39 protein-coding genes are annotated in these 25,213 nt (G+C 57.5%); 5 read left to right on the plus strand and 34 right to left on the minus strand.

Features of this window, described 5'->3' with window-relative positions; translation table 11 throughout:
- Positions 1-491: 491 nt before the first annotated feature.
- The 28 genes from rplQ to rpsJ form a co-directional block, all read right to left on the minus strand.
- The gene (gene rplQ / locus KW824_RS18750; RefSeq protein ID WP_005307999.1) at positions 492-875 is read right to left on the minus strand and encodes a 50S ribosomal protein L17; all 384 of its coding nucleotides are present in this window, start codon (positions 873-875) and stop codon (positions 492-494) included.
- Positions 876-918: 43 nt separating this feature from the next.
- The gene (gene rpoA / locus KW824_RS18755; protein ID WP_005307997.1) at positions 919-1,908 is read right to left on the minus strand and encodes a DNA-directed RNA polymerase subunit alpha; all 990 of its coding nucleotides are present in this window, start codon (positions 1,906-1,908) and stop codon (positions 919-921) included.
- Between the two features lie 25 nt (positions 1,909-1,933).
- Positions 1,934-2,554: a 30S ribosomal protein S4 gene (gene rpsD, locus KW824_RS18760; RefSeq protein WP_010672568.1), complete on the minus strand. Its 621-nt coding sequence runs from the start codon at positions 2,552-2,554 to the stop codon at positions 1,934-1,936.
- A gap of 39 nt (positions 2,555-2,593) precedes the next feature.
- Positions 2,594-2,983: a 30S ribosomal protein S11 gene (gene rpsK / locus KW824_RS18765; protein WP_005319702.1), complete on the minus strand. Its 390-nt coding sequence runs from the start codon at positions 2,981-2,983 to the stop codon at positions 2,594-2,596.
- 14 nt (positions 2,984-2,997) lie between these two features.
- A complete protein-coding gene (gene rpsM, locus KW824_RS18770; protein ID WP_005307991.1) occupies positions 2,998-3,354 on the minus strand; it encodes a 30S ribosomal protein S13 in 357 nt (118 codons plus the stop codon).
- A 139-nt stretch (positions 3,355-3,493) separates the two neighbouring features.
- Positions 3,494-3,607: a 50S ribosomal protein L36 gene (gene rpmJ / locus KW824_RS18775; RefSeq protein WP_005319705.1), complete on the minus strand. Its 114-nt coding sequence runs from the start codon at positions 3,605-3,607 to the stop codon at positions 3,494-3,496.
- Positions 3,608-3,634: 27 nt separating this feature from the next.
- Positions 3,635-4,963 (minus strand): preprotein translocase subunit SecY, encoded by a 1,329-nt coding sequence (secY, locus tag KW824_RS18780; RefSeq protein ID WP_042652867.1) that lies wholly within the window; start codon positions 4,961-4,963, stop codon positions 3,635-3,637.
- An 8-nt stretch (positions 4,964-4,971) separates the two neighbouring features.
- Positions 4,972-5,409, minus strand: a complete 438-nt coding sequence (rplO, locus tag KW824_RS18785; protein WP_025325390.1) for a 50S ribosomal protein L15 — start codon at positions 5,407-5,409, stop codon at positions 4,972-4,974.
- 2 nt (positions 5,410-5,411) lie between these two features.
- The gene (gene rpmD, locus KW824_RS18790; protein WP_005307985.1) at positions 5,412-5,591 is read right to left on the minus strand and encodes a 50S ribosomal protein L30; all 180 of its coding nucleotides are present in this window, start codon (positions 5,589-5,591) and stop codon (positions 5,412-5,414) included.
- 6 nt (positions 5,592-5,597) lie between these two features.
- Positions 5,598-6,098, minus strand: coding sequence for a 30S ribosomal protein S5 (gene rpsE, locus KW824_RS18795; RefSeq protein ID WP_005340605.1), 501 nt, complete (start codon positions 6,096-6,098; stop codon positions 5,598-5,600).
- Between the two features lie 14 nt (positions 6,099-6,112).
- On the minus strand, positions 6,113-6,466 hold the full coding sequence (gene rplR, locus KW824_RS18800; protein ID WP_033130012.1) for a 50S ribosomal protein L18: 354 nt from the start codon (positions 6,464-6,466) through the stop codon (positions 6,113-6,115).
- A gap of 9 nt (positions 6,467-6,475) precedes the next feature.
- The gene (gene rplF, locus KW824_RS18805) at positions 6,476-7,009 is read right to left on the minus strand and encodes a 50S ribosomal protein L6 (protein WP_025325388.1); all 534 of its coding nucleotides are present in this window, start codon (positions 7,007-7,009) and stop codon (positions 6,476-6,478) included.
- 13 nt (positions 7,010-7,022) lie between these two features.
- Positions 7,023-7,415, minus strand: coding sequence for a 30S ribosomal protein S8 (gene rpsH / locus KW824_RS18810; protein ID WP_010672564.1), 393 nt, complete (start codon positions 7,413-7,415; stop codon positions 7,023-7,025).
- A gap of 19 nt (positions 7,416-7,434) precedes the next feature.
- Positions 7,435-7,740, minus strand: a complete 306-nt coding sequence (gene rpsN, locus KW824_RS18815) for a 30S ribosomal protein S14 (protein WP_005331161.1) — start codon at positions 7,738-7,740, stop codon at positions 7,435-7,437.
- Between the two features lie 10 nt (positions 7,741-7,750).
- Positions 7,751-8,290 (minus strand): 50S ribosomal protein L5, encoded by a 540-nt coding sequence (rplE, locus tag KW824_RS18820; RefSeq protein WP_005331162.1) that lies wholly within the window; start codon positions 8,288-8,290, stop codon positions 7,751-7,753.
- A gap of 13 nt (positions 8,291-8,303) precedes the next feature.
- Positions 8,304-8,621 (minus strand): 50S ribosomal protein L24, encoded by a 318-nt coding sequence (gene rplX / locus KW824_RS18825; RefSeq protein ID WP_025325387.1) that lies wholly within the window; start codon positions 8,619-8,621, stop codon positions 8,304-8,306.
- An 11-nt stretch (positions 8,622-8,632) separates the two neighbouring features.
- Positions 8,633-9,001, minus strand: coding sequence for a 50S ribosomal protein L14 (gene rplN, locus KW824_RS18830; protein WP_005307975.1), 369 nt, complete (start codon positions 8,999-9,001; stop codon positions 8,633-8,635).
- A gap of 148 nt (positions 9,002-9,149) precedes the next feature.
- A complete protein-coding gene (gene rpsQ, locus KW824_RS18835) occupies positions 9,150-9,398 on the minus strand; it encodes a 30S ribosomal protein S17 (RefSeq protein ID WP_005307966.1) in 249 nt (82 codons plus the stop codon).
- Positions 9,398-9,589, minus strand: a complete 192-nt coding sequence (gene rpmC, locus KW824_RS18840) for a 50S ribosomal protein L29 (RefSeq protein WP_005307965.1) — start codon at positions 9,587-9,589, stop codon at positions 9,398-9,400. The genes rpsQ and rpmC overlap by 1 nt, the downstream gene beginning before the upstream one ends.
- Positions 9,589-10,002, minus strand: a complete 414-nt coding sequence (gene rplP / locus KW824_RS18845) for a 50S ribosomal protein L16 (protein ID WP_005307963.1) — start codon at positions 10,000-10,002, stop codon at positions 9,589-9,591. Before rplP ends, rpmC begins: the two co-directional genes overlap by 1 nt.
- A gap of 13 nt (positions 10,003-10,015) precedes the next feature.
- On the minus strand, positions 10,016-10,729 hold the full coding sequence (gene rpsC / locus KW824_RS18850; protein WP_005331168.1) for a 30S ribosomal protein S3: 714 nt from the start codon (positions 10,727-10,729) through the stop codon (positions 10,016-10,018).
- A gap of 3 nt (positions 10,730-10,732) precedes the next feature.
- Positions 10,733-11,077 (minus strand): 50S ribosomal protein L22, encoded by a 345-nt coding sequence (gene rplV, locus KW824_RS18855; protein ID WP_005319741.1) that lies wholly within the window; start codon positions 11,075-11,077, stop codon positions 10,733-10,735.
- A gap of 10 nt (positions 11,078-11,087) precedes the next feature.
- Positions 11,088-11,366, minus strand: coding sequence for a 30S ribosomal protein S19 (gene rpsS / locus KW824_RS18860; RefSeq protein WP_005307960.1), 279 nt, complete (start codon positions 11,364-11,366; stop codon positions 11,088-11,090).
- A gap of 22 nt (positions 11,367-11,388) precedes the next feature.
- Positions 11,389-12,210: a 50S ribosomal protein L2 gene (gene rplB, locus KW824_RS18865; protein ID WP_005331177.1), complete on the minus strand. Its 822-nt coding sequence runs from the start codon at positions 12,208-12,210 to the stop codon at positions 11,389-11,391.
- A gap of 15 nt (positions 12,211-12,225) precedes the next feature.
- Positions 12,226-12,528 carry a 50S ribosomal protein L23 gene (rplW, locus tag KW824_RS18870; RefSeq protein ID WP_005331199.1) on the minus strand — a complete coding sequence of 101 codons (303 nt, stop codon included), beginning with the start codon at positions 12,526-12,528 and terminating at the stop codon, positions 12,226-12,228.
- Entirely contained in the window at positions 12,525-13,130 is a 606-nt protein-coding gene (gene rplD, locus KW824_RS18875) for a 50S ribosomal protein L4 (RefSeq protein ID WP_025325386.1), read from the minus strand. The genes rplW and rplD overlap by 4 nt, the downstream gene beginning before the upstream one ends.
- A gap of 17 nt (positions 13,131-13,147) precedes the next feature.
- Positions 13,148-13,780 (minus strand): 50S ribosomal protein L3, encoded by a 633-nt coding sequence (gene rplC / locus KW824_RS18880; RefSeq protein ID WP_025325385.1) that lies wholly within the window; start codon positions 13,778-13,780, stop codon positions 13,148-13,150.
- A gap of 22 nt (positions 13,781-13,802) precedes the next feature.
- Entirely contained in the window at positions 13,803-14,114 is a 312-nt protein-coding gene (gene rpsJ, locus KW824_RS18885) for a 30S ribosomal protein S10 (RefSeq protein ID WP_005307944.1), read from the minus strand.
- 356 nt (positions 14,115-14,470) lie between these two features.
- Between rpsJ and KW824_RS18890 the strand changes: the two genes are divergently transcribed.
- Positions 14,471-15,385: a DMT family transporter gene (locus tag KW824_RS18890; RefSeq protein ID WP_043133189.1), complete on the plus strand. Its 915-nt coding sequence runs from the start codon at positions 14,471-14,473 to the stop codon at positions 15,383-15,385.
- Positions 15,386-15,422: 37 nt separating this feature from the next.
- Here the strand turns inward: KW824_RS18890 and envZ are convergent, their stop codons facing one another.
- The gene (gene envZ / locus KW824_RS18895) at positions 15,423-16,733 is read right to left on the minus strand and encodes a two-component system sensor histidine kinase EnvZ (protein ID WP_161506796.1); all 1,311 of its coding nucleotides are present in this window, start codon (positions 16,731-16,733) and stop codon (positions 15,423-15,425) included.
- Positions 16,730-17,449 (minus strand): two-component system response regulator OmpR, encoded by a 720-nt coding sequence (ompR, locus tag KW824_RS18900; protein ID WP_005328510.1) that lies wholly within the window; start codon positions 17,447-17,449, stop codon positions 16,730-16,732. Before ompR ends, envZ begins: the two co-directional genes overlap by 4 nt.
- A 225-nt stretch (positions 17,450-17,674) precedes the next feature.
- On the opposite strand from ompR, the gene greB reads away from it, so the two are divergent.
- Both greB and KW824_RS18910 read left to right on the plus strand, forming a co-directional pair.
- Positions 17,675-18,148, plus strand: coding sequence for a transcription elongation factor GreB (gene greB / locus KW824_RS18905; protein ID WP_005328512.1), 474 nt, complete (start codon positions 17,675-17,677; stop codon positions 18,146-18,148).
- Positions 18,149-18,416: 268 nt separating this feature from the next.
- A complete protein-coding gene (locus KW824_RS18910) occupies positions 18,417-20,729 on the plus strand; it encodes a Tex family protein (protein WP_218410715.1) in 2,313 nt (770 codons plus the stop codon).
- An 86-nt stretch (positions 20,730-20,815) separates the two neighbouring features.
- On the opposite strand, the gene KW824_RS18915 is transcribed toward KW824_RS18910, so the two are convergent.
- The 3 genes from KW824_RS18915 to bioH all read right to left on the minus strand — a co-directional run bounded on the left by KW824_RS18915 (position 20,816) and on the right by bioH (position 22,642).
- Entirely contained in the window at positions 20,816-21,571 is a 756-nt protein-coding gene (locus KW824_RS18915) for a putative metalloprotease CJM1_0395 family protein (RefSeq protein WP_218410717.1), read from the minus strand.
- 1 nt (position 21,572) lies between these two features.
- Positions 21,573-21,806, minus strand: a complete 234-nt coding sequence (locus KW824_RS18920; RefSeq protein WP_218410719.1) for a flagellar biosynthesis protein FlgE — start codon at positions 21,804-21,806, stop codon at positions 21,573-21,575.
- Positions 21,807-21,877: 71 nt separating this feature from the next.
- On the minus strand, positions 21,878-22,642 hold the full coding sequence (gene bioH, locus KW824_RS18925) for a pimeloyl-ACP methyl ester esterase BioH (RefSeq protein WP_218410721.1): 765 nt from the start codon (positions 22,640-22,642) through the stop codon (positions 21,878-21,880).
- Positions 22,643-22,680: 38 nt separating this feature from the next.
- Between bioH and KW824_RS18930 the strand changes: the two genes are divergently transcribed.
- Positions 22,681-23,409 (plus strand): ComF family protein, encoded by a 729-nt coding sequence (locus KW824_RS18930; protein WP_218410723.1) that lies wholly within the window; start codon positions 22,681-22,683, stop codon positions 23,407-23,409.
- Between the two features lie 148 nt (positions 23,410-23,557).
- Positions 23,558-24,136, plus strand: coding sequence for a Fe-S biogenesis protein NfuA (nfuA, locus tag KW824_RS18935; protein ID WP_033129997.1), 579 nt, complete (start codon positions 23,558-23,560; stop codon positions 24,134-24,136).
- A 72-nt stretch (positions 24,137-24,208) separates the two neighbouring features.
- On the opposite strand, the gene gpsA is transcribed toward nfuA, so the two are convergent.
- On the minus strand, positions 24,209-25,213 hold the full coding sequence (gpsA, locus tag KW824_RS18940; protein ID WP_218410725.1) for an NAD(P)H-dependent glycerol-3-phosphate dehydrogenase: 1,005 nt from the start codon (positions 25,211-25,213) through the stop codon (positions 24,209-24,211).

The raw sequence follows: 25,213 nt of genomic DNA on the forward strand, positions 1-25,213 counted from the left end.
CTCAACCGCCTTCTCGAGTCAAGCCTTATTTTCAAAGGCTTTTCGAGGTTACCGACGAGGTTGTTTGCGTTGCCGCTTGCCCTGTCGATGGAGGCGCATTATAGGGAGCTGAAACTTTCTGGCAAGCCCCTCAAGGCAATAAAATTGCAAAAAATAGCAATTTTTTAGTTATTCATAACCAAACACAGCTTTTATACAAACTTATCCACAAAATGAACCTAAGTTAGGAGCAAGTTGGCAGCGTTCCTTGTATAGGTCTCTGCATCTTGCTGGTACTTACACACCTGCACCAGGTAAATGAAGGCTCGCCTCGAAGAAGAGGAATACCTATATAAGGAAGAAGTAGACGAAGAGCTAGGCTAATAGCCACAGTACAGTTGAGGCAGTTGAGGCAGTTGAGGCAGTTGAGGCAGTTGAGGCAGTTGAGGCAGTTGAGGCAGTATCAGAATCCATTAAAAAGAAAAGCCGGGACAAGCCCGGCTTTTTCTTTATCACTCAGCAGCTGCTTCAGCAGCGGCCGGGCGGTCTACCAGCTCAATGTAAGCCATAGGGGCGTTGTCGCCTGCACGGAAACCGCATTTCAGAATGCGAGTATAACCGCCGGCGCGCTCCAGGTAGCGCGGGCCCAGTTCATTGAACAGCTTAGCCACGATCGCGTTATCGCGAGTACGGGCAAATGCCAGGCGACGATTAGCAACGCTATCAGTCTTGGCAAGGGTGATCAGCGGTTCAACTACACGACGCAGCTCTTTTGCCTTAGGCAGAGTCGTCTTGATGATCTCATGACGAACCAGGGAGCTGGCCATGTTGCGGAACATAGCCTGACGATGGCTGCTGTTCCGGTTCAGTTGACGACCACTCAAACGATGGCGCATGACCTTATCCTTCTAACTAAATCTGTGAAACCCGTAATCTGGATTACTCGTCAGCGATGCTGGCGGGCGGCCAGTTCTCAAGGCGCATGCCAAGAGACAGACCACGGGAGGCCAACACGTCCTTGATCTCAGTCAGGGACTTCTTACCGAGGTTAGGAGTTTTAAGCAACTCAACTTCGGTACGCTGTACCAGATCACCAATATAGTGGATAGCTTCTGCCTTCAGACAGTTCGCTGAACGAACTGTCAGCTCCAAATCATCGACAGGACGCAGCAGAATCGGATCAAACTCGGGTTTCTCTTCTTTCTTCTCGGGCACGCTGACATCGCGCAGATCCACGAAGGCTTCCAGCTGTTCGGCCAAAATAGTGGCAGAACGGCGAATGGCTTCTTCCGGATCCAGAGTACCATTGGTCTCCATGTCGATAACCAGCTTGTCCAAGTCGGTGCGCTGTTCCACACGTGCCGCCTCAACATTGTAGGCGATGCGAACGATGGGGCTGAACGCGGAGTCCAGCAGCAGGCGGCCAATAGGACGCTCTTCATCATCGTTGTGAACACGAGCAGAAGCAGGCACATAACCACGACCGCGCTGAACTTTCAGACGCATGCTGATCTCAGCATTGGCGCCTGTCAGGTGGCAGATTACGTGCTCCGGGTTTACGATCTCGACTTCATCACCGTGAGTGATATCACCAGCGGTAACGGGGCCTGTTCCAGACTTGGTCAGGGACAGAGTTACCTCGTCCTTGCCTTCCAGCTTCACAGCGATACCTTTCAGGTTGAGCAGGATTTCAAGAATGTCTTCCTGTACACCTTCTTTGCTGCTGTACTCGTGCAGTACTCCGTCGATCTCGACTTCAGTAACTGCACAACCGGGCATAGATGACAGCAAAATACGACGCAGGGCATTACCCAGCGTGTGACCAAAGCCACGCTCAAGCGGCTCGAGAGTCACTTTCGCGTGAGTCGGGCTAACTTGCTCGATGTCAACTAGCCGCGGTTTAAGAAAATCTGTTACAGAACCCAGCATTGTGTCCTCTCTTTAGAAGCTAGCTTTACTTGGAGTAAAGCTCGACGATCAGCTGTTCGTTAATGTCGGCAGACAGGTCGGAACGCTCTGGCAGGCGCTTGAAGGCACCTTCCATCTTAGCAGCGTCAACCTCTACCCAAGTCGGCTTCTCGCGCTGACCAGCAACTTCCAGGGAAGCTTTGATACGCGCTTGCTTCTTAGCCTTCTCGCGAACGCAGATCACGTCCTCAGGGGATACCTGGAAAGAAGGAACATTCACAACGCGGCCGTTTACCATGATGGCTTTGTGGCTCACCAGCTGACGAGACTCAGCACGAGTGGCGCCGAAGCCCATGCGGTAGACGACGTTGTCCAGACGACCTTCCAGCAGCTGCAACAGGTTTTCACCGGTGTTACCCTTTTGACGGGCAGCGTCGCGGTAGTAGTTGCGGAACTGTTTTTCCAATACGCCGTAGATACGACGTACTTTTTGTTTCTCGCGCAGTTGCACACCGTAGTCAGACAGACGCGCTTTACGCGCACCATGTTGACCAGGAACGGTGTCAATCTTGCACTTAGAATCAATCGCACGAACACCAGACTTCAGGAAGAGGTCGGTGCCCTCACGACGGCTAAGCTTAAGCTTAGGACCGATATATCTTGCCATCTTCTTTCTCCAACAATCCTAGACCAAGTAGCTACAGCGTTATACGCGGCGCTTCTTGGGAGGACGACAACCGTTGTGCGGGATCGGAGTCACATCAGTAATATTAGTGATGCGGAAACCAGCCGCGTTCAGAGCGCGGATGGAAGACTCACGACCGGGACCCGGACCTTTGACCATGACTTCCAGGTTCTTCACGCCGTATTCTTTGGCGATCTCACCAGCGCGCTCTGCAGCTACCTGGGCAGCAAACGGAGTGGACTTACGGGAACCACGGAAACCGGAACCACCAGAGGTAGCCCAAGACAGAGCATTGCCCTGACGGTCAGTAATGGTCACGATTGTGTTGTTGAAAGATGCATGAACGTGCGCAATACCGTCGCTCACTTGCTTTTTAACGCGCTTGCGAGCACGAGTCGGAGTTTTAGCCATTTTCTACCTTCCCGTTACTTCTTGATAGCCTTGCGCGGACCCTTACGGGTACGAGCGTTGGTCTTGGTACGTTGACCACGAACAGGCAGGCTACGACGGTGACGCAAACCACGGTAGCAACCCAGATCCATCAATCGCTTGATGTTCATGGAAATCTGACGACGCAGGTCACCTTCAACGGTGAATTTACCTACTTGTTCACGCAGACTCTCGATCTGAGCTTCGTCCAGGTCTTTAATTTTCACATTCTCAGCGATACCGGCTGCGGCACAGATGGCCTTGGAGCGGGTACGACCGACGCCATAAATCGCAGTCAACGCAATGACTGCATGCTTATGGTCAGGAATGTTAATGCCAGCGATACGGGCCACTATTCACTCCTACATATAGTAGATAACGACCACCACAAAGCCCGTGAGCGGATACGTGGCGGTCAACCAATACACAACAAAAGTTGGCTGGCTATATTAGCCAGCACAACTATTTGTTGCAAGTACTAACCGTAAAAAATTAGCCTTGGCGCTGTTTATGCTTTGGCTCGCTGCAAATCACACGCACCACACCGTGACGCTTGATGATTTTGCAGTTACGGCAGATTGCCTTAACGGAAGCACGAACTTTCATTGCTTAACTCCGTAACTACGCCGACCTTTAGCGGCCGTAGCCCTTCAGGTTGGCCTTCCTCAGGACGTCGCCATATTGATGAGACATCATATGGGTCTGAACCTGAGCCATGAAGTCCATGATAACTACCACGATAATCAGCAGCGAAGTGCCACCGAAGTAGAACTGTACGTTCCAGGCAGTCATCAAGAACTGGGGTACCAGACAGATAAAGGTTATATAGAGCGCACCTGCCAATGTCAGGCGAGTCATAACCTTATCGATGTAACGTGCTGTCTGCTCGCCCGGGCGGATCCCCGGGATAAAGGCTCCACTCTTCTTCAGATTATCTGCTGTCTCGCGGGGGTTGAACACCAGCGCGGTATAGAAGAAGCAGAAGAAGATAATGGCTGCTGCATAGAGCATCTCATACAAGGGTTGACCCGGCTGCAGGACCATAGAGACCTGTTGCAGGACATCAGCCACCTTGCCCTCGCCCTGACCAAACCAAGAGGTAATGGTCCCTGGGAAGAGGATGATGCTGGATGCGAAAATCGCAGGAATCACACCGGCCATATTCACTTTCAACGGCAGGTGTGTGCTTTGCGCGGCGAATACCTGGCGGCCTTGTTGACGCTTTGCATAGTTAACGACGATACGACGCTGACCACGCTCCACGAACACCACAAAGTAAGTCACTGCGAAAACAATCAAGCCCAGCAACAACAACAGCAGGATGTGCAATTCCCCTTGACGTGCCTGTTCGGCCGTAGCGCCAATGGCATGAGGCAGACCAGCAACGATACCCGTGAAAATAATCAGCGAGATACCATTACCAATCCCACGCTCGGTAATCTGTTCACCCAACCACATCAAGAACATGGTACCGGTGACCAGACTCACAACGGCTGTAAAATAGAAGCCCAAACCCGGATGAGTCACGAGTCCTTGCATCATATTCGGCAGACCGGTTGCAATACCAATGGCCTGGAACGTTCCCAAAACCAGCGTGCCCCAACGGGTATATTGGCTAATCTTGCGACGGCCGGATTCACCCTCTTTCTTGAGTTCAGCAAGAGCAGGATGAACCACAGTCAGCAGCTGGATAATGATCGACGCCGAAATATACGGCATGATCCCCAGCGCAAGAATAGAAGCACGCGAGAGTGCACCACCACTGAACATGTTGAACATCTCAATGATGGTGCCCTTCTGTTGTTGGAACAACTCGGCCAGTACGGCGGCGTCAATACCAGGAATCGGCACATAAGAGCCTGCGCGGAACACGATAATTGCCCCGAGAACGAAGAGCAGACGGCTCTTCAGTTCACTCAGACCACCTTGTGCTTTAACATCCAATCCTGGTTTCTTAGCCATTGTACTGATTATTCCTCGATTTTACCGCCAGCGGCCTCGATGGCTGCACGTGCACCTTTGGTGACGGACAGACCACGAACGGTCACAGCACGGTCAATGTTGCCAGACAGAACAACTTTAGCGAAAACGATGTTCTTGGTAACAACACCGGCTTGCTTCAGAGTGCTCAAATCGACCACATCACCTTCTACCAGGGCGATTTCGTTCAGGCGCACTTCGGCAGAAACCAAAGATTTGCGAGAGAAGAAACCGAACTTCGGCAGACGGATTTTCAAAGGCATCTGGCCACCCTCGAAACCGTTGCGGACTTTACCGCCACCGGAACGAGAAGTTTGACCTTTCACACCACGACCACCGGTCTTGCCCAGACCAGAACCGATACCACGGCCCGGACGGTGCTTAACACGCTTGGAACCAGCGGCCGGAGACAGAGTATTCAGACGCATGCTTAGCCCTCCACCTTAACCATGTAATAAACCTGGTTGATCATGCCGCGTACGCAGGGAGTATCTTCCAGCTCAACGGTGTGACCAATGCGACGCAGACCCAGACCACGCAGAGTCGCCTTGTGCTTTGGCAGACGGCCGATAGAGCTGCGAGTTTGAGTTACTTTTACAGTGTTAGCCATGTCGCATTACCCCAGAATTTCTTCAACGCGCAGACCACGCTTGGCAGCGATCTGTTCCGGTGATTGACCGTGAACCAGAGCGTCTACAGTTGCGCGAACAACGTTGATTGGGTTGGTGGAACCGTAGGTCTTGGCCAGCACGTTGTGGATACCGGCAACTTCCAGTACGGCACGCATGGCGCCGCCTGCAATGATACCAGTACCTTGTGAGGCCGGCTTCATGAACACGGTGGAACCGGAGTGAACACCGCGCACCGGGTGGTGCAGAGTGCCATTGTTCAGTTCAACCTTGTTCAGGTTACGCTTAGCCTGTTCCATCGCTTTTTGAATAGCGGCCGGAACTTCACGGGCCTTACCGTAACCGTAACCTACACGGCCGTTACCATCACCCACCACGGTCAACGCGGTGAAGGACATGATACGACCACCTTTAACAGTTTTCGAAACACGGTTTACTGCAATCAGCTTTTCTTGCAGTTCGCCGGCTTGAGATTCGACTTTAGCCATCTTCGACTCCTAGCTTAGAACTGAAGACCAGCGTCACGAGCAGCGGTAGCCAGAGCGGCTACACGACCGTGATACTTGAAACCGGAACGATCGAAAGATACGTTCTGAACGCCTTTGGCAATAGCACGCTCAGCGATTGCTTTACCTACTGCGGTAGCTGCATCAGCATTACCGGTAGATTTGAGCGCTTCACTGATGGCTTTCTCTACTGTAGAAGCAGAGGCCAGAACTTCGGAACCGTTGGCTGCGATAACCTGCGCATAGATATGACGCGGGGTACGGTGAACAACCAGACGGGTAGCTCCCAGTTCCTGCATCTTTTTCCGAGCACGAGTAGCACGACGGAGACGAGCTGCTTTCTTGTCCATAGTGTTACCTTACTTCTTCTTAGCTTCTTTAGTACGCACTTGCTCGTTGGCATAGCGTACACCCTTGCCCTTGTAGGGCTCCGGAGCGCGGTAAGCACGGATATCGGCGGCGACTTGGCCAACCAGCTGCTTGTCCACACCACGCAGAATGATCTCTGTGGCGGACGGACATTCAGCGGTGACACCAGCCGGCAGCGCATGCTCAACCGGGTGAGAGAAGCCCAGAGCCAGCGCGACAGCATTGCCCTTGATGGAGGCTTTGTAGCCTACACCAACCAGCTGCAGCTTGCGCTCGAAGCCTTGGGTAACACCGATTACCATGTTGTTAGCCAATGCACGGGCAGTACCGGCCTGAGCGTCAGCACCAGCGATGCCGTCGCGCGGGGCGAACTTCAGTACATTGTCTTCTTTGGTCACTTCTACACCGGCGTGGATGGAACGAACCAGAGAACCTTTACCACCTTTGATGGACAGTTCCTGACCGTTCAGAGTCACCTCTACGCCAGCAGGAATAGTGACGGGTGCCTTAGCAACGCGAGACATTTCCGACCTCCTATTAAGCGACGTAGCAGATGATCTCACCACCCATGCTTGCCTTGCGGGCAGCACGGTCGGTCATCACACCTTTAGACGTGGACACGATAGCAACACCGAGACCGCCCATGACTTTCGGCAGATCAGTAGTGCGCTTGTAAATACGCAGGCCGGGACGGCTCACGCGTTGGATCAGTTCTACAACCGGCTTGCCCTGGAAATATTTCAATTCAATTTCCAGTTCCGGCTTCACGTCACCAGCTACGTTGTAGCCAGCGATGTAACCTTCTTCTTTCAGCACTTTGGCGATAGCCACTTTCAGCTTGGAAGAAGGCATGGAAACCGCAACTTTGCTCGCCGCCTGACCGTTACGGATGCGGGTCAGCATATCCGCGATCGGATCTTGCATGCTCATAGTCTAACTCCCGAGATTCTTACCAAGAGGCCTTTTTGAGGCCCGGAATTTCGCCCTTCATGGCATGCTCACGCACCTTGATGCGAGAGAGGCCAAACTTCCGCAGGAAACCGTGCGGACGACCAGTGATGTTGCAACGGTTACGCTGGCGGGACGGACTGGAATCACGGGGCAGCTGTTGCAGTTGCAAGACAGCATCCCAACGCGCTTCTTCAGAAGCGTTCATATCAACGATGATAGCTTTCAGCTCGGTACGCTTAGTGGCGAACTTGGCTGCCAGCTTCGCACGCTTTGCTTCACGTGCTTTCATGGATGTTTTAGCCATAACCCTAACCTTACTTGCGGAATGGGAAGTTAAAGGCAGCCAGCAGAGCACGGCCTTCTTCGTCGGTATTCGCGGAAGTGGTGATGGTGATATCCAGACCACGGACGCGATCGACCTTGTCATAGTCGATTTCCGGGAAGATGATTTGCTCACGCACGCCCATGGAGTAGTTACCACGGCCATCGAACGCCTTGGCGTTCAGACCACGGAAGTCACGGATACGCGGTACGGAGATGCAAATCAGCCGTTCCAGGAACTCCCACATACGCTCGCCACGCAGGGTTACTTTACAACCTATCGGGTAGCCTTCACGAATCTTGAAGCCCGCAACAGATTTGCGTGCTTTGGTGATCAGCGGTTTCTGACCGGAAATGGCAGCCATATCGGCAGCAGCATTTTCCAGCAACTTCTTGTCAGAGATCGCTTCACCAACACCCATGTTCAGGGTGATTTTCTCGATCCGAGGGACTTGCATGATAGTCTTGTAACCGAACTGCTTGGACAGTTCATTTACTACATCGGATTTGTAGTAATCATGCAGTTTCGCCATCGTTAAACTCCAATTACTTCACAAGTTCGCCGGTGGATTTGAAGAAACGGACTTTCTTGCCGTCTTCAATCCGGAAACCAACGCGGTCAGCCTTGCCAGTGGCAGAGTTGAACAGCGCGATGTTAGATACATCGATGGGGGCTTCTTTGGTGACGATACCGCCAGCCTGACCCAATGCGGGTACCGGCTTCTGGTGTTTCTTCACCTGGTTGATGCCTTCCACGATTACCTTACCTTTTGCAATCAGGACTTGAGTGACTTTGCCACGCTTGCCCTTGTCTTTGCCGGTAAGAACAATTACTTCGTCTTCGCGACGGATTTTAGCTGCCATCGTTCGACTCCTTACAGTACTTCGGGTGCCAGGGACACAATCTTCATGAACTTCTCATTACGGAGTTCACGGGTCACCGGGCCAAAAATACGAGTACCGATTGGCTGTTGGTTGTTGTTAAGCAACACAGCCGCATTGTTGTCGAAACGGATGACTGAGCCGTCCGGACGACGAACGCCTTTACGGGTGCGTACGACCACCGCGTTATACACATCACCTTTCTTCACTTTACCGCGAGGAATAGCTTCCTTGATGGAAACCTTGATGATGTCGCCGATGCCGGCATAACGGCGGTGCGAACCACCCAGAACCTTAATACACATTACACTGCGAGCGCCGGAGTTGTCGGCAACACCCAGCATACTTTGCATCTGGATCATCTTAGTGCTCCGCTTTGTTTACTTCTTATCCCTGATGGGATCTGGCTGCCTTCAAAAGGCGCGAAACTATAACACAGGTATTTTTGAAAAGGTAGCCTAAAAAACAAACGGCCCCGATGGGGGGCCGTTTGGGCTAAAAAGTACCGAATTAGGCCTTTTCTACGACAGCAACCAGGGTCCAGGACTTGGTCTTGGACAGCGGGCGGCATTCGCGGATTTCCACGAGATCGCCAGCTTTACACTCGTTGTTCTCGTCATGTACGTGCAGCTTGGTAGTGCGCTTGATGATCTTACCGTAGATCGGGTGCTTTACCTTGCGCTCGATAGCGACGGTGATGGACTTGTCCATCTTGTCGCTAATTACACGACCTTGCAGAGTACGGATCTTGTCAGTCATTACGCACCTGCCTTCTCAGTCAGTACAGTCTTGATACGTGCGACGTCACGACGCACTTGTTTCAGAGTGTGAGTCTGAGCCAGTTGGCCGGTGGAAGCTTGCATGCGCATGTTGAATTGCTCACGCAGCAGACCCAGCAGCTCCTGGTTCAGTTCTTCGACGCTCTTTTGACGCAGATCTTGGGCTTTCATCACATCACCGTCTTAATTACGAAAGTGGTCTGAACAGACAGCTTAGCTGCGGCCAGGGCAAACGCTTCACGCGCCAGAGCCTCAGGTACACCATCCATCTCGTACAGAACCTTGCCAGGCTGGATCGGGCAGACCCAATATTCCACGTTACCCTTACCTTTACCCATACGAACTTCGAGGGGCTTTTCGGTGATGGGCTTGTCCGGGAACACACGGATCCAGATCTTACCTTGACGCTTTACGTGACGGGTCATGGCACGACGGGCTGCTTCGATTTGACGAGCAGTCAGTTGACCACGAGATGTCGCCTTCAGGCCAAAGGTACCGAAGGATACTTCGTTACCAGAGTTGGCCAGACCGCGGTTACGACCCTTATGGGTCTTGCGGAATTTAGTACGCTTAGGTTGCAACATTTACCGAATCTCCTTACTTAGCAGCGCGGCGCTTGTTGTCACGCTTGGGCTTTGCAGGAGCTTGCTCTTGAGCAGCGGCAGCGTTAACAGCAGCCAGACCGCCCAGAACTTCGCCCTTGAAGATCCAAACTTTGACGCCGATCACACCGTAAGTGGTGTGGGCTTCAGAAGTTGCGTAGTCGATGTCGGCACGCAGGGTGTGCAAAGGCACACGACCTTCACGGTACCATTCGGTACGCGCGATTTCAGCGCCGCCCAGACGACCGGACACTTCTACTTTGATGCCCTTGGCACCCAGGCGCATGGCGTTCTGTACGGCGCGCTTCATAGCGCGACGGAACATTACGCGACGTTCCAGCTGAGAAGTGATGCTGTCGGCAACGAGTTTGCCATCCAGCTCCGGCTTGCGGACTTCGGAAATGTTGATCTGAGCAGGCACGCCAGCAATAGCGGCTACGGCTTTGCGCAGTTTCTCAACGTCTTCGCCTTTCTTGCCAATCACGACACCCGGACGAGCGGTGTGAATGGTCACACGGATGCTCTTGGCCGGACGCTCGATGGTGATCTTGGACAAGGAAGCGTTTTTCAGCTCCTTGGTCAGGAACTGGCGTACTTGGAAATCGCTGTACAGGTTGTCAGCGAAGTCTTTGGTGTTCGCGAACCAGGTAGAATTCCAAGGCTTGGTAATACCCAGGCGAATGCCATTAGGATGTACTTTCTGACCCATTGCTTATCTCCCAGCCTTAGCGTCGGATACCACTACAGTGATGTGAGCGGTACGCTTGAGGATACGATCCGCGCGACCTTTGGCACGCGGGCGGATGCGCTTCATGGAGGGACCTTCGTCTACCATGATGGTGGCAACACGCAGGGCGTCGATGTCGGCGCCTTCGTTGTGCTCAGCGTTTGCAATGGCAGATTCCAGCACTTTCTTCACCAGAACTGCAGCCTTTTTCGGGCTGAAGGTCAGGATGTTCAGAGCCTTGTCTACGGACAGACCACGTACTTGATCGGCTACCAGACGAGCTTTCTGGGCAGAAGTACGGGCATAACGGTGTTTAGCGATAGCTTCCATCATTTATCCCTTAGCGCTTCTTAGCCTTCTTATCAGCAGCATGGCCGCGATAAGTACGAGTCGGTGCGAATTCACCCAGTTTGTGACCGATCATTTCTTCGGTAACGAAAACCGGAACGTGCTGACGACCATTATGGACAGCGATGGTCAAACCGATCATGTTCGGGATGATCATTGAACGACGGGACCAGGTCTTAACCGGCTTTTTATCCCCGCTTTCCACCGCTTTCTCTACCTTCTTCAGCAAGTGCAGGTCAATAAATGGACCCTTCTTGAGAGAACGTGGCATGGTGATTCCTCTATGTTAACAATTACTTGTTACGACGACGTACGATGTACTTGTCGGTACGCTTGTTCTTACGGGTCTTGAAGCCCTTAGCCTTCTGCCCCCATGGGGACACAGGCTGCATGCCCTTGTTACGACCCTCACCACCACCGTGCGGGTGATCAACCGGGTTCATCGCCATACCGCGAACGGTCGGACGAATACCACGCCAGCGGTTTGCACCGGCTTTACCCAGTTGACGCAGCATGTGCTCGGAGTTACCCACTTCACCAATGGTGGCGCGGCACTCGGCCAGAACTTTACGTACTTCGCCGGAACGCAGACGCAGAGTTACATAGTTACCTTCACGAGCCAGAATCTGGATGAAAGTACCAGCGGAACGAGCCAGCTGAGCACCTTTACCAGGCTTCATTTCTACGGCGTGAACGGTAGAACCAACCGGGATGTTACGCATCGGCAGGGAGTTACCTACCTTGATCGCAGCATCAGCACCAGAAGCGATAGCATCACCTGCTTTCAGGCCTTTCGGAGCCAGGATGTAACGACGCTCACCGTCTGCATACAGCACCAGGGCGATGTTTGCGGTACGGTTAGGATCGTATTCCAGACGCTCTACTTTGGCCGGAATGCCGTCTTTGTCGCGTTTGAAGTCGACGATACGGTAGTGTTGCTTGTGACCACCACCGATATGACGGGTAGTGATACGGCCGTTGTTGTTACGACCACCGGACTTGCTTTTGCTGTCCAGCAGAGCGGCAAAGGGCTTGCCCTTGTACAGCTCTTGGTTGACGATCTTGACGACGTGGCGGCGGCCCGGAGAAGTAGGCTTGCACTTAACGATTGCCATTTTTGAGAACTCCTCTTACTCGGCTGCGCCCATGAAGTCGATGTCCTGACCAGCTTTCAGGGTCACATAAGCCTTTTTCCAATCGGAACGACGGCCTACACGCGCACCTGAGCGCTTGGTCTTACCCTTCATGTTCAGGGTACGGACGGTCTCAACTTCGACCTCGAACAGTTTCGCAACTGCAGCTTTGACTTCCGCCTTGGTGGCATCAACAGCAACTTTGAACACGATAGTGTTCTGCTTTTCTGCGACCATGGTGCTCTTTTCAGAGATGTGCGGAGCCTTCAGAACTTTCAACAGACGTTCTTCGCGGATCATGCCAGCATCTCCTCGATTTGCTTAACTGCGTCAGCAGTCATCAGAATCTTGTCGAAAGCGATCAGGCTGACCGGGTCGATACCGGCAACATCACGCACGTCGACCTTGTACAGGTTGCGAGCAGCCAGGAACAGGTTCTCATCGACTTCAGCAGTCACGATCAGAACGTCAGTCAGTTCCATTTCTTTCAGCTTGGCGATCAGTTCTTTGGTCTTCGGCGCTTCGATGCCGAATTTCTCGACAACGATCAGGCGCTCTTGACGTACCAGCTCGGACAGGATGCTACGGATAGCGCCGCGGTACATCTTCTTGTTTACTTTCTGGCTGTGATCTTGCGGCTTAGCAGCAAAGGTCACACCACCGGAACGCCAGATGGGCGAACGGATGGAGCCAGCACGGGCACGACCAGTACCCTTCTGACGCCACGGCTTTTTGCCGCCACCAGACACTTCAGAGCGAGTCAGCTGCGCACGAGTACCCTGACGGGCACCAGCGGCATATGCAACGACGACCTGGTGAACCAGAGCTTCGTTGAATTCGCGCCCGAAGGTAGTCTCGGAAACTTCAAGAGCGCTCTTGGCGTCTTTCATTACCAATTCCATTACTATCTCCTCAGACGTTACGCTTTGACGGCAGGTTTGACGATCACGTTGCCGTTGGTTGCACCCGGTACTGCGCCTTTGATGAGCAGCAGGTTGCGTTCAGCGTCAACACGAACCAGTTCCAGGTTCTGAGTCGTTACACGCTCAGCACCCATGTGACCAGCCATCTTTTTGCCCTTGAATACACGGCCCGGGGTCTGGTTTTGACCGATGGAGCCAGGTACACGGTGGGACAGGGAGTTACCGTGGGTCATATCCTGGGTGCGGAAGTTGTGGCGCTTTACAGTGCCCGCAAAACCTTTACCCTTGGATGTGCCGGTAACGTCTACCATCTTAACGTCAGCGAGAAGATCTACTTTCAGCTCGCTACCAACAGTGAAAGTTTCACCGTTGTTCAGGCGGAATTCCCACAGACCGCGACCGGCTTCTACACCAGCTTTGGCGAAGTGGCCAGCTTCCGGCTTGGTCACACGGCTGGCTTTTTTGGCGCCAGTGGTAACCTGAATAGCGTTGTAGCCGTCGGTTTCTACAGATTTGACCTGAGTTACACGGTTAGCTTCAACTTCGATAACAGTCACCGGGATAGAAACGCCATCTTCAGTGAAGATGCGAGTCATACCCACTTTGCGACCTACAAGACCGATTGTCATTGTTATCAACCTCTTTCCGTAATTAACCCAGGCTGATCTGGACGTCTACACCGGCTGCCAGATCCAGACGCATCAGGGCGTCTACGGTCTTGTCAGTCGGCTCAACGATGTCTACCAGACGCTTGTGAGTGCGGATCTCGTACTGATCACGCGCATCTTTGTTGACGTGCGGGGAGATCAGGACGGTGAAGCGCTCTTTGCGAGTCGGCAGCGGAATAGGACCGCGAACCTGCGCGCCGGTGCGCTTTGCAGTTTCAACGATTTCCGCAGTGGATTGATCGATCAGGCGATGATCAAAAGCCTTCAGGCGGATACGGATTCTTTGGTTCTGCATTGACAGAGCTCCAATAGATAAAAGAACATAAATCAACACCGCCCGACCGAGATTACTCCCGCCAGAGGTGTGATTTTTCACGTTTCCCCCCATATCGGGGGGACTGTATGGCTGGCGACACGTAAACGGGAAGCTCAGCAAGCAGACATATCGTCTGGCATGCCTCATGGGCAAGCGGAGGGGATTATACGGATTTTTTCAATTCGCGCAAGAGAAGGCGGACAGATTGTGCGCAATTTTGTGTGGCGGATGGATCTCGCCGGCGATCGCTCCCCTGCCCGCTACAAGGCGGTAACGACAATGTTGCAAACAGGCTGATAGACTGCCCCCTTGCCTCAGTCAGCGGAACGACCCCGATGCTCAAGAATCAGAAGAAAGCCTATCAATACGGACTCTGCGCCGTCGCCCTCTGGTCGACGGTAGCCACCGCCTTCAAGATATCCCTCGCCTACTTCGAGCCTGTGCAGTTGCTGCTGGTCGCCGCCATCACCTCGACCCTGACCCTGGGGTCCATCGTTGCGATCCAGGGCAAGCTGCCCCTATTGTTGAGCTATCTCAGGGCCCGCCCCTTCTACTATCTGGCCCTAGGGGTGCTGAACCCCTTCCTCTATTACCTGCTGCTGTTCAAGGCCTATGATCTGCTGCCGGCGCAACAGGCCCAGACCCTCAACTACACCTGGGCCATCACCTTGAGCTTGCTAGCCGTCCCCTTCCTCGGCCAGAAACTGCGTCGCCGTGACGGGGTGGCCATAGTGCTTGGCTACTTCGGCGCCCTGGTGATCGCCACCAGGGGAGATGTGTTCGGCCTGCAGTTTGACAGCCCGCTCGGTGTGACGCTGGCCCTGGTCTCGACCCTCATCTGGGCAGGCTACTGGATCCTCAATACCCGCAATCAAGGGGACCCCATCGTCAGCCTGCTGCTCGGCTTCCTCATCAGCCTGCCATTCATCGTGGTGGCGACCTGGCTGCTCGCCGACTTTGCCATGACCGCCTGGCAGGGCTGGCTCGGTGCCATCTATGTGGGGCTGTTCGAGATGGGTTTCGGCTTCGTGCTCTGGCTGATGGCCCTGCGCCACGCCACCAACACGGCTCCAATCAGCAACCTCATCTTTATCTCGCCGTTTGCTTCGCTGGTGCTGCTCAATCTGTTGATCGGTGAGAGCATCCACCCCGCCACCCCCATAGGGTTGGCGCTGATCGTCGCCGCCCTGCTGATCCAGCAACTCAAATACGGCAAGCGCTACCGCAAGACGGCCGAGCCACAAGCCTGACAATGCAGAAGGGCGCATCCACGGATGCGCCCTTCGTTCAATCCATCCACTCCAGCGGCTGGTGCTTGGGTAGCCGGATCTCCACCAGCAAGCCTCCCAGCTCGGAGCGGCCCAGCCTGATGGTGCCGTGGTGCTGGGACACTATCTTGGCGACTATGGCCAGCCCCAGGCCACTGCCGCCGCCGGTACGTGCCACATTGCCCTGGGTAAAGGGCTTGAGCACCCGGGAGTAGTCCTGCTCCGCGATCCCGGGGCCATTGTCAGAGAGCCGCAGCCGGACCCAGTGACCATCGTCCTTCAGTTCGGCCTGCAGCCGGGTCGCGCCGTAACGCAACGCATTGCCCGACAGGTTGTTGAGGATGCGACGGATGCTGATGGGATGGCAGGCCACCCGCACCGCCTGCTCCGGCAGTAGCAGCTCCACCTCCAGCCCCTGATCGGTCTGCATCAGCAACGCATCGTGGATGAGCTGGGTCAGGTCGATCGGATGGGCGTCCAGTCCCTCGTTCGGGCGTATGTAGTCGATGAACTGATCTATGATGCCGTTCGACTCGTCGATGTCCGCATTGATGCTCTCCTTGAGATACTCATCCCCGGAGGACATCATCTCGGTCGCCAGCCGGATGCGGGTCAGGGGTGTGCGCAGATCATGGGAGACCCCGGCCATCATCAGGTTGCGCTCTTCGATAAGGCCCTTGATGGAGTGCGACATGTGGTTGAAGGTGCGGGTCAGGCGGCGCACCTCCCGCGAGCCGTGCTCTCCCAGAGCATCGGGGAACTGGCCCCGCGCCACGGCCACGGCCCCCGCCTCCAGATCTTCCAGCGGTCGCACCAGCTGGCGGGCAAAGCGCCATGCCGCAAACAGGGTCACCACCAGCAGCACGCTCATGTAGATGATGAGGGGCTCGATGTCGTCATCCTCGATCTCGGTCAGGGGGATGCGGACCCACATCTGGCTGGCCTGGGGTGGCTGGATCCAGATGATGTAGTGATCCTGAATCTCTACCCTCACCTTGGTCTTGCCCCCCAGCTCGCGGCTGATGCTCTCCTCCAGATAGGGGTAGGGTTTGGACTCCTTGAGTCCGTGCTGCTCCGCCTCTGTCTGGGTATAGATGTCACTGCCGGTCGCCACATAGACCAGTGCCTCTGCATCTTCGCTCAGCGCCAGCTGGTTGCTTTCGACCGGAAAGATGAGTTTGACCTGATTGGCCAGCAGATGACTGATCTGCTTGACGGTGGGCGCCAGCAGATAGTTGTAGAAGGTGGCGTAGGAGACAACCTGATAGACCACCAGCACGGCGGCCAGGAACCAGAGCATGCGGGAGAACATGCTACCCACTTTTTTCATTCCCCGTCACCGTCCGGCACGAAGACATAGCCCAGGCCCCACACCGTCTGCAGGTAACGGGGCTGAGCCGGATCCTGCTCCAGCAGGCGGCGCAGACGGGAGACCTGCACGTCGATGCTGCGCTCGGTGGCGGTGTATTCCCGGCCACGGGCCAGGTTCATCAGCTTGTCTCGGGAGAGCGGCTCGCGAGGGTGGCTCACCAGCACCTTGAGCACGGCGAACTCGCCGCTGGTCAGGGCCACCGGCTCGCCGTCCCGGCTCAACTCCCGGGTCGCCAGGTTGAGCTGATAGGCGCCAAAGCTCACCATCTTCTCGGCGGCGGAAGGCGCACCGGGCAGCTCGACGGTATGGCGGCGCAACACGGCGCGGATCCGGGCCAGCAACTCACGGGGATTGAAGGGCTTGGGCAGGTAATCATCGGCTCCCATCTCCAGCCCGACGATACGATCCACTTCGTCCCCCTTGGCGGTGAGCATCAGCACCGGGATCTGGTTGCCGGCCTCGCGCAGACGGCGGCAGATGGATAGGCCGTCCTCCCCCGGCAACATCAGGTCGAGCACCATCAGGCTGAAATTCTCGCGGGTCAGCAAGCGATCAGCCTGCTCGCCATTGGCAACGCCCCGCACCACAAATCCCTGTTCGGTGAGGTAACGCTCCAGCAGGGAGCGTAGTTTCAGGTCGTCGTCGACCACCAGGACCTTGTATTGCTGACTCATTGCCGCCTCTCCTCTCTGTCTCCTCCCAATACTAGGGCCCGCTCTGGCAACCACAAAGCATAAATATGTTACCGGTTATTACCCTTGGCCGGGGGTTCCCAGGGACAGGAAGGCTCCCAACGAGCCTCTCACCACGTGTTTCTGCTCGACAGTCAGACGACAATGGCTAAGATCCCGAGCAAGACGACGCAACCCGCCATCCAGGCAGCAGGGACTGATAAGCCCATGAAAACCAAACTCATCACCCGTGAAGGCTACAACCAGCTCCGGCAGGAACACGACACCCTGTGGCGCGAGGAGAGACCCGAGACCACCAAGAAGGTGGCTTGGGCGGCGAGCCTCGGGGATCGCAGCGAGAACGCCGACTACCAGTACAACAAGAAGCGGCTGCGGGAGATAGACCGCCGGGTCCGCTACCTGCGCAAGTGCCTGGAGGAGCTGACCATAGTCGATTACTCCCCCTCCCAGGAGGGCAAGGTGTTCTTCGGCGCCTGGGTCGAGGTGGAGAACGACGAGGGTGAAACCAAGCGTTTTCGCATCGTCGGCTATGACGAGATCTTCGGCCGCAAGGATTACATCTCCATCGACTCCCCCATGGCCCGCGCCCTGCTCAAGAAAGAGGTGGGCGACGAGGCCATGGTGCGAACGCCAGTGGGTGACGTCTGCTGGTACATCAATGAGATCAGCTATCCCAAGTAAGCCAGCGCTGGCCCAGTCTGCCAAATCGGCTGACGAGGCCAAGATGGACAGCATGCTCGGCCACCGGATGCGATTCGTGTCATTTTTGCCGGAGTGGCATCCCACTGCCCGACCCCATATAGTGCTCACACCCGGCGCCTTGTGGCGCCAACCGGCCCGCGCGACAGTGGCCCGGCTGGTACCTTGAGTACCGCCGGGACAGACCCCCTGCCCGGCGACATCGCCTCGCGCCTGCCCGTTGACCAGGACCCGACCACAGAGACCACAGATGCACAGCCATGTAATTGAGAGACAGATTGCCGGTGAGCTGAATGCCCGCCCGGAACAGGTGCAGGCCGCCGTGCGCCTGCTGGATGAAGGCTCGACCGTTCCCTTCATCGCCCGTTATCGCAAGGAGGTGACCGGCGGTCTGGACGACAGTCAGTTGCGTACCCTGGAGAGCCGCCTCGGCTATCTGCGTGAACTGGAGGATCGCCGTCAGGTGATCATTCGCTCCATCGAGGAGCAGGGCAAGCTGACTCCCGAGCTGGCGCGCGAGCTGAAGGGTGCCGACAGCAAGACCCGGCTCGAAGACCTCTACCTCCCCTACAAGCCCAAGCGTCGCACCAAGGGGCAGATGGCCATCGAAGCCGGGCTGGAGCCGCTGGCCAACCTGCTGCTCACCGACCCCATGCAGGATCCGGAGCAAGCGGCGGCCCGCTTCCTCAATGCCGAACAGGGGATCACCGACAGCAAGGCGGCCCTCGACGGCGCCCGCTACATCCTGATGGAGCGCTTCGCCGAGCAGGCGGACCTCCTTGAGAAGCTGCGGGACTACCTGTGGCAGAACGCCACCCTGCGCGCCCGGGTGGTGGCGGGCAAGGAGCAGGAAGGGGCCAAGTTCAAGGACTACTTCGAGCACGACGAGCCGTTGCACAAGGCCCCCTCCCACCGGGTGCTGGCCATGCTGCGCGGGCGCAACGAGGGGATCCTCAACCTCGCGCTGGTCACAGGTGACGATGAGAGTGCCAGCCCCTGCGAAGGGATCATTGCCCACCACCTCAGGCTCAATCTGCAGAACCGCCCGGCGGACAAGTGGCTGCAGGGGGTGGTGAGCTGGACCTGGAAGATCAAGCTGTCGCTCCAGATGGAGACCGAACTGATCGGCCGCATCCGCGAGTCGGCAGAGGACGAGGCGATCAAGGTGTTCGCCATGAACCTCAAGGATCTGCTGATGGCGGCTCCGGCCGGTATGCGCTGCACCATGGGGCTGGATCCTGGTATCCGCACCGGGGTCAAGGTCGCCGTGGTGGATGCCACCGGCAAGCTGGTCGATCACGCCACCATCTATCCGTTCGAACCGAAACGCCAGATTGATCAGAGCCTCAAGACCCTGAGCGAGCTGTGCCAGAAGCATAAGGTCGAGCTCATCAGCATAGGTAACGGCACCGCCTCCCGGGAGACCGACCGCCTGGTGAGCGATCTGTTCGAGCGCTACCCCGCCGCCAAGGCTCAGAAAATCGTGGTGAGCGAAGCGGGGGCCTCTGTCTATTCCGCCTCCGAGCTCGCCTCCCAGGAGTTCCCGGATCTCGACGTCTCGATCCGTGGCGCCGTCTCCATCGCCCGTCGCCTGCAGGACCCCCTGGCCGAGCTGGTCAAGATCGATCCCAAGAGCATCGGGGTGGGCCAGTATCAGCACGACGTCGGCCAGAGCCAGCTGGCCCGCCGACTGGATGCCGTGGTCGAGGATTGCGTGAACGCGGTCGGTGTGGATGTGAATACCGCCTCGGTCGCCCTGCTCAACCGGGTCTCCGGCCTCTCCCAGACGCTGGCCCAGAACATCGTCGCCTACCGGGATGAGCACGGCGCCTTCAAGAGCCGCCAGCAGTTGCTGAAGGTGAGCCGGCTCGGCCCCAAGGCGTTCGAGCAGTGCGCCGGCTTCCTGCGCATTCGCGGCGGCAGCAATCCCCTCGACAGCTCGGCGGTGCACCCGGAGTCCTATCCGGTGGTGGAGCGGATCCTCGCCAAGCTGGAACAGACAGTGGAGAGCCTGCTCGGCAACAGCAGCCTGCTGCGCAGCCTGAAGCCGGCCGACTACACGGACGAGCAATTCGGCGTGCCCACCGTCACCGACATCATCGGCGAGCTGGACAAGCCGGGCCGCGACCCGCGCCCCGAGTTCAAGACCGCGACCTTCAAGGACGGAGTGGAGAAGTTAAGCGACCTGGTGCCCGAGATGGTGCTGGAAGGCGTGGTCACCAATGTCACCAACTTCGGCGCCTTCGTCGACATCGGCGTCCATCAGGACGGCCTGGTGCACATCTCCTCCCTGACCGACCGTTTCGTCAAGGATCCCCGCGAGGTGGTCAAGGCGGGCGACATCGTCCGGGTCAAGGTGCTGGAGGTGGATGCACCGCGCAAGCGCATCAGCCTGACCATGCGCCTCGACGAGAAAGCGGGACAACCCGCCCGCAAGCCTGTGGAATCCCGACCATCGGGTGCAGGCAGCGCCAGACCCAGGCAGGAGCCGAAACAGGGCGCCCCTGCCGGTGGCGCCATGGGCAACGCCTTCGCCGCCGCCCTCTCAAAGCTGAAGAAGTGACGATCCTGAATGACAAAAGCCCCGCGAGGGGCTTTTTACTGGGCGTCAGGCAGGCGACGGATTTTGAATCCACCGGATCCGGCCTCTCAGATGTCCTGGCTGAAGGTCTGACGAGGGGCTGGCCTGACGGCCTGCTGGTAGTGCTGGGCTATCACCTGATTGCGCCTGTCCATGTAGGCGCCAAGCGGCCCGATGGCAGCGCCTCTGGCGTCCATCAACTCCTTGCGGGCCTGAGCCTCTTTGGCGGTGGCGGCGCGGGCCACGCTCAGATCCTGTGACGAGGGTTCTGCCGGTGCCAGGGCGGCGGCACGCACCTGCTGCATCTTGGCGAGGGTGGCAGCCGGATCGCCATGGACGACACCGATGTCGATGGCCACCTCACCCCCGGTGGCGTAACGCTTGCCATCCGGCCCCTGGGAAAACTGGTAGCTGGGGCTGCCCGCATGCTCGCCACCTGCCATCTGGTGCGCCTGCTCGTGCTTGCGCACCTCGAGATCCCGCTCCACCAGTGCGGCCAGCTGGCGTTGCTGCCTCTGTTGCTCCTGCTGCTCGGGATCCTGCTGCTGCCGGCGCTGGCTCTCCTCCCCCGTGGCCTCGACGAAGCGATGGGACGGGGTCGTCGGGCTGGTCTGTGCATTATCCCGGGTCGAAGCGGCGGGCGGATTGGCCTGGGTAGCTCTGGACTTGTCTTTCTGGGAGGCAACACCGGACTCGGCGTTGGATGCCTCGCTCTGGCGGCTGGGAGGCACCAGTTCTGCGCGGCGGTTGTCAGTCTGCGCCGATTCCGTCTGCGGTTGCAGTTGATTCGGAATGATGGGCGGCAGGCTGACGTTGATGTTCATCTCACACCCTGATGTCGATCAGGGTGCCCAGCATGTCGCTGGCGGTCTGGATCACCTTGGCAGAGGCGCCGGCATGCAGCTCGGCCACCTTGAGATTCACCAGCTCGTCTGTCACCTGTACCTGATCACCCGCCGGGGTGTTGAGGCGGGCGAGCTGGCCGGATGCCTGACCGGCCAGTTGATCGGCCCGCTGGAATCCCTGTACGCCTGTGGTCATGGCAGAATCGATACGCATCGGCTCACTCCTTTCATGGTTGGCTAATTATCCACCACCTCGAGGCGTTATTGAAGCATGTCGCTCAAGGATCAGCCAATGAACTGTCGCAACAGGGTGATGAAAGGCTCTGGATGGGAGATGAAGGGGGCGTGGGAGGCCTTCTCCAGCACCAGGCTGCGGCTCGCGGGATAACGCTCGTCCAGCAGCGGTATGGCCGCCTTGGGCACCAGGGAGTCCAGCCTGCCATAGATCCGCAGCCAGGGCAGATCCAGACCGACCAGCTCATCCCGCAGATCCACGTCGGCCAACAGGCCGAGACCCGCCTCCAGCGCGGCAAGCCGGGGAGCCGGACGCTCCGCCAGCCAGTGGCGCAACTGGCGAATGTCGTTTCTGGCATGCTCGCTGCCCATGGCCTGGATCGCCAGGAAGCGCTCTATGGTCTGCATGAAGTCCCCCGCCAGCATCTGGTTGAACCCAGCAAGCACCTTGGGGGCTATCCCGGGCCAGTCTTCGCGGGCCATGAAGCAGGGGGAGCTGGCGACAGTAATGAGGGTGTGGAGGCGCTCAGGCCGGGTCAGGGCCAGTTGGCTCGCCACCAGACCGCCGAGGGACCAGCCGAGCAGATGGCATTTTTCCGGCAGGACTGTGGCGACCTGCTCCGCCAGCCAGGGCAAGGAGTAGTCACTCCCCTCGTACAGAGGGCTGTTGCCAAATCCGGGCAAGTCCACCAGGTGCAGCCGATAGTGGGCCGCCAACTGCTGGGCAATACCGTGCCAGACAGCACCATTCATGCCCCAGCCATGCAACAACACCAGGTCCTGACCCTGGCCAAACCGCTCAACCGATACGCTCATCTAGACTCAAGATCCCTGTTCATCTGCTTGGAGCCTGCATGTTAAAGCGGCTGCTCGCCAAAGCAAGTCCGATCCTCGGCAGCCGGTCCGACTGGCTCGGCCTCTGCCTGCTCTGTCGCCAGCCCTGTGATGATCAGCCTCTGCTGTGTAGCTGGTGCCAGCAGTCCCTGCACCAGCCTTGCCGCAAATGCAGGCTGTGCGCGGCCCCCTTGCCAGAGCAACATGCAGGAAACGAGCTGCTGTGCGGACGCTGCCAGCGCAGGCCCCCTCCCTGGGAACGGCTGCAGGTGATAGGCGACTATCAGCCCCCCTACTCCCTGCTCATTCCCCGGCTGAAATACTCGGGCCAGATCCTGCTGGCGCCGCTGCTCGCCCAACTGCTGGCCGACCATCTGGAGGGAGACGATCCTCCCGAGGCCATCATCCCCGTTCCCCTGCACTGGTGGCGCCAGTGGTGGCGCGGCTTCAATCAGGCAGAGGAGATAGGAACCGCCCTCGGCAAGCTCACCGGCATCCCCTGTGACACCCGGCTGCTGCGCAGGGTCAGGGCCACTCCGCAGCAAACCCGGCTCAGTGCCGGCCAGCGGCGGCGCAACCTGCGCGGCGCCTTCCAGATAGCGCCCCACCATTACCGTCACGTGGCCCTGCTCGATGACGTGGTGACCACGGGGGCCACCGCAGGTCAGCTCAGCAGCCTGCTCCATGAGAGCGGCATCGCCAGGGTGGAGGTGTGGGCCATCTGCCGTACCCTGAGACACCTCAAATAACCGGGCAGGGATCCGGCCAAGCAGGCCGATGGCGGCATGATTCCGATACGCCCGGGCTCACAAGCTCGCCATCGACACGCTACCCAAGCCCCGCCAAGCGAGTTATCATGAATACCCTAGTCGTACACTCAGGTTTATGAGGATAGTGATGATCAGCATTTCCGACACCGCCCAGGCCCACTTCCGCAAGTTGCTGGAAAAGCAGCCTGATGGCACCAACATCCGGGTGTTTGTGGTCAATCCGGGAACCCAGAATGCCGAGTGCGGCGTATCCTATTGCCCACCCGACGCGGTCGATCCGGAAGATCAACACCTGCCCTTCAGTGGCTTCGACTGCCTGGTCGATCCCCTGAGCGCCCCTTACCTGGTCGATGCCACCATCGATTTCGTTACCGATCAGATGGGCTCCCAGCTCACCCTCAAGGCGCCCAACGCCAAGATGCGCAAGGTGGCCGACGATGCGCCCCTGGCCGACCGCATCGAGTATGTGCTGATGTCTGAAGTGAACCCTATGCTGGCCGGTCACGGTGGCAAGGTGACCTTGATTGACATTACCGACGACAAGCTGGCGATTTTGCAGTTTGGTGGTGGTTGCAACGGCTGTTCGCAAGTGGATTACACCCTGAAAGAGGGGATCGAGAAGCAGCTGCTGGAGAAATTCCCGGGCGAGCTCAACGGCGTGAAGGATGCCACCGAGCACCAGCGTGGCGATCACTCCTACTACTGATTTGTTGCCATTTCGGCGCAAAGAAAAGGCCCCGCCAGCTGGCGGGGCCTTTTGCATTCTGCGGCGGGCAGATCACTCGTCCTTCTTGTCTCGCGACAGCAGGGCGATGGCCGCCTCTTTCGGGTTCTTGCCTTCGTACAGCACCTTGAAGATCTGCTCGCAGATGGGCATCTCGACGCCACAACGGGCCGCCAGCAGATGCACCTCCTTGGTGTTGCGATAGCCTTCCACCACCTGACCGATCTCGGTCATGGCGGTTTCCACCGACTTGCCGGCCCCGAGGGCCAGACCGAAGCGACGGTTGCGCGACTGGTTGTCGGTGCAGGTCAGCACCAGATCCCCGAGCCCGGCCATCCCCATGAAGGTCTTGACATCGGCCCCGAGGGCGGCACCGAGGCGCTGCATCTCCACCAGGCCCCGGGTGATGAGCGCGGTTCTGGCGTTGGCACCAAAGCCCAGCCCGTCGGAGAGACCGGCACCGATGGCGATGACGTTCTTGACCGCCCCCCCCAGCTGCAGACCGATGAAGTCCGGATTGGTATAGACCCGGAACGAGCGGCCGCAGTGCAGCAGTTGCGAGAGACCATCGGCAAAGTCGTCGTGGGTCGACGCCACCGAGATGGCGGTCGGCAGGCCGGCGGCCAGCTCCCTCGCGAAGGTCGGACCCGAGATCACCGCCAGCGGGATAGTCTCCCCCAGCACGTCACGGGCCACGTCCTGCAACAGGCGGCCGCTGTCCGGCTCCAACCCCTTGGTGGCCCAGGCGATACGGGTATCGGGGCGCAGGAAGGGTTTTACCCGGGCCAGCACCTGACCGAACACATGGCTCGGCACCACCAGCAGCAACACGGGAGCGGCCTGCACCGCCGCTTGCAGATCCGCAGTCAGCTGCAGATCGGCGGGAAAAGGAACATCAGGCAGAAACGCCTTGTTGCAGCGATCTTGTTCCAGCTCGGCGACATGGGCGGGATCGTGCCCCCACAGCAGGGTCGGATGGCCGTTGCGCGCCAGAGAAATGGCAAGGGCGGAGCCATAAGACCCCGCCCCCAAGACCGAGATTGCGATCTGGTCGGCCAT

It is taken from the genome of Aeromonas sp. sif0611 (assembly GCF_019218845.1).
GTDB lineage: Bacteria > Pseudomonadota > Gammaproteobacteria > Enterobacterales > Aeromonadaceae > Aeromonas > Aeromonas media.